The 269-nt window shown below is 49.8% G+C and carries 1 protein-coding gene; it reads right to left on the reverse strand.

Annotated elements, in window-relative coordinates:
* Positions 1–269 (reverse strand): dihydropteroate synthase (locus SB775_RS29995; RefSeq protein ID WP_410864896.1); only part of this gene is annotated, 269 nt, incomplete at both ends.

Here is a 269-nt window from a genome sequence, read left to right on the forward strand (position 1 = left end):
TTTTGTGCCAGTGTTTTGGCGAAGCCGATGCCAGGGTCAAGCCAGATATGTTCGTCGGGTACTCCTGCGTTTCGTGCAATGCGAATGCTTTCTTCGAGATCTTCTTTAGCTTCGTGCCACAAGTCATCGTAAACCGCTTCAATGCGATTATGCATTAAAATGATCGGCACTTGCTTGCTTGCCGCCACTTTGGCGATTCCAGGATCGTATTTAGCGCCCCAAATATCATTGATGATATGCGCTCCCGCTTCGATTGCGGCATGCGCCAC

The sequence above is a fragment of the Peribacillus sp. SIMBA_075 genome (assembly GCF_046534585.1).